The organism is Micromonospora echinofusca (assembly GCF_017614955.1).
GTDB lineage: Bacteria > Actinomycetota > Actinomycetes > Mycobacteriales > Micromonosporaceae > Micromonospora > Micromonospora echinofusca_A.
Map to the genome: position 1 here is coordinate 1 of NZ_WVUH01000548.1, position 2975 is coordinate 2975.

3 protein-coding genes are annotated in these 2975 nt (G+C 72.4%); 2 read left to right on the plus strand and 1 reads right to left on the minus strand.

What is annotated here, in order from left to right:
* Positions 1-39: 39 nt before the first annotated feature.
* Positions 40-642 (minus strand): TetR family transcriptional regulator, encoded by a 603-nt coding sequence (locus GSF22_RS32480; protein WP_208817734.1) that lies wholly within the window; start codon positions 640-642, stop codon positions 40-42.
* A 177-nt stretch (positions 643-819) separates the two neighbouring features.
* On the opposite strand from GSF22_RS32480, the gene proS reads away from it, so the two are divergent.
* Both proS and GSF22_RS32490 read left to right on the plus strand, forming a co-directional pair.
* Complete coding sequence (proS, locus tag GSF22_RS32485) at positions 820-2226, plus strand: proline--tRNA ligase (RefSeq protein WP_208817735.1); 1407 nt, start codon at positions 820-822, stop codon at positions 2224-2226.
* Positions 2227-2290: 64 nt separating this feature from the next.
* Entirely contained in the window at positions 2291-2941 is a 651-nt protein-coding gene (locus GSF22_RS32490; protein ID WP_208817736.1) for a DUF402 domain-containing protein, read from the plus strand.
* The last annotated feature ends 34 nt before the right edge of the window (positions 2942-2975 follow it).

The following is a 2975-nucleotide window of genomic DNA, read 5'->3' on the forward strand; positions in this document are numbered from 1 at the left end:
GGGGGCAGCCCGGGTGAAGGGGGCAGCGCGGATCGGTGGTCAGGTGGTGGGGACGGTGGCGGAGGCGAAGAGCTGCCCGGCCAGTTCGGCGAGGAGTTGGGCGGTCTGCTCGATCGGCGCCACCGGCAGCACGATGTGACTGACCACCAACCGGACCACCGCGTCCGCCGCGAACGCGGCCCGCACCGGATCAGCCGGCGGCAGGTGTTCGCCCGCCCAGGCGAGCAGTGCGCCGGTCGCCTCGGTCAGCACCAGCTCGGACCGGGTGGTCAGGTACGGCAGCAGGGCGTCCGAGCCACCCCGGGCGCTGGTCAGGATCGCCTTGATCAGCGGATTGCCGGCCGCCTCGGTCAGGGTGTGCGCGATCGCCGCGTACGCCGCGCCCCGCACGTCACCGCCGTGCGCCCGCAGGGTGTCCCGGACCGCGGTGACGAACCGGTCGACCTCGCGTTGCGCCAACGCCTCGGCCAACCCGGCCTTGCTGCCGAACTCGTTGTAGACCGTCTGCCGGCTGACCCCGGCCAGGCGCGCCACGGCACCCATCCGGACGCTGTCCCAGCCGATGGCGACCGTCTGCTCCCGGGCCGCGTCGACGATCCCGTCCCGCAGCCGTTGCCGCCCGGTCTGCCGCAGGTCGCTCATGGTGCCTGCCGTGCCTTGCGTGTCATCGTGTCCGCCGCAGGTCGCTGATGGTGCCTGCCGGAACGTTTCATCGCGCTCACCGTCGCCCACTCGTGGTGGTCGAATTCTACGGTGGCGGCAGCGGGGATGCCGGTCCGCGCGCGGGGACCCGGCCGGTGCCGAATAGGATGTGCGGTCATGGCACGCGTGCTCACTCCCCGTGCGGAGGATTTTCCCCGCTGGTACCAGGACCTGATCGCCAAGGCGCAGCTCGCCGACAACGGCCCGGTGCGGGGGACCATGGTCATCCGACCGGCCGGCTATGCCATCTGGGAACGGATGCAGGCCGAGATGGACGCCCGGATCAAGGCGGCCGGCGCGGAGAACGCGTACTTCCCGCTCTTCATCCCGGAGAACTACCTCAAGCGCGAGGCCGAGCACGTCGAGGGCTTCTCGCCGGAGCTGGCCGTGGTCACCCACGGTGGTGGCAAGCAGCTCGCCGAGCCGGTCGTGGTCCGGCCGACCAGCGAGACGGTCATCGGCGAGTTCATGGCCAAGTGGGTCGACTCCTACCGTGACCTGCCGCTGCTGCTCAACCAGTGGGCCAACGTGGTCCGCTGGGAGCTGCGGCCCCGGATCTTCCTGCGGACCAGCGAGTTCCTCTGGCAGGAGGGGCACACCGCGCACGCGACGGCCGCCGACGCGCGGGCCTACGCCCGGCGGATCCTGCACGAGGTGTACGAGGACTTCATGGTCGGGGTGCTGGGCATCCCGGTGGTGGTCGGGCTGAAGACCGCCCGGGAGCGGTTCGCCGGGGCCACCGCCACCTACACCTGCGAAGGCATGATGGGCGACGGCAAGGCCCTCCAGATGGGCACCAGCCACGAGCTGGGGCAGAACTTCGCCAAGGCGTTCGACATCACCTACACCTCGGCCGAGCGCACCGTGGAGCACGCCTGGACGACCTCCTGGGGCACCTCCACCCGGATGCTCGGTGGTCTGATCATGAGCCACGGCGACGACAACGGCCTGCGGGTGCCGCCGCGGATCGCGCCCATCCAGGCGCACGTGATGGTGGTCAAGGCCGGTGACGGCGTGGGCGAGGCGGCGGCCAAGCTGCGCGACGCGCTGCGTGACGCCGGGGTCCGGGTGGGCTTCGACGACCGTACCGACACCCCGTTCGGCCGGCGGGCCGTCGACGCCGAGCTGAAGGGCTATCCGGTACGCGTCGAGGTCGGCCCGCGCGACCTGGCCGCCGGCAACGCGGTGCTGGTCCGCCGGACCGACGGCTCGAAGACCCCGGTGCCGGTGACCGACGTGGTGGGCGCGGTACTCGCCGCCCTGGAGGCCGACCAGAAGGCCCTGCACGACGAGGCGCTGCACCGCCGGGAGTCCCGGACCACCGAGGTCACGACGTTGGCCGACGCGATCGCCGCCGCCGCCACCGGCTGGGCCCGGGTGCCCTGGTCGGCGGTCGGGGCGGCCGGGGAGGCCGAGGCGAACGGGCAGGGCGTGACGGTGCGCTGCCTGCTCCGTGCCGACGGCTCGGTACCGGACACCGAGGACGAGCCCGACCTGGTCGCCATCCTCGCCCGCTCGTACTGAAAGGAAGGGCCCCTTCCTATCGCTTCCGGTATAGGAAGGGGCCCCTGTCAACGCGGGGGTGACGGTGCGCTTCGAACCTGGCCGGCTGATCCTGCACCGCAATGTCCGGCGGGGCCGGATCGGCTGGGTCCGCCCGGCCCGGGTGGTCCGCGACGACGACCGGGGCCTGCTGCTCTGGCTCGCCCGGCACACACCGGTGGTGGACGAGGTGGCTGACGACGGCCGGGGCATGCGGACCATGCCCTTCGCCGAGTGGATCACCCGCTCGTACCGGCTGCGGGTGGTCGAGTGGCACGGTCCGGCACTGCTGATGTTCCTGCCGGCCGGCGCGGCGCACTCGGTCTGGTGGTTCCGTGACCCGGTGACCGACGTGTTCGCCAACTGGTACGTCAACCTGGAGGAGCCCGGCGTGCGCTGGGACGACGGTGCCGTGGCCGGGGTCGACGTGGTCGACCAGGACCTGGACGTGGTGGCCCGCCGGGACCGGAGTTGGGCCTGGAAGGACGAGGAGGAGTTCGCCGAGCGTCTCGCCTTCCCCGAGCACTACTGGGTACCCGACCCGGCGGCGGTCCGGGCCGAGGGCGAGCGGGTGGTCAAGCTGATCGAGGCCGGCCAGTTCCCGTTCGACGGCACCTGGTGCGACTTCCGACCCGACCCGTCCTGGACACCGCCCCGGGAACTACCGGTCGGCTGGGACCGCCCGCCGGTCCGCTGATCCGCTCCGGGGCCGCCGGGATGCGGGCCGGGGG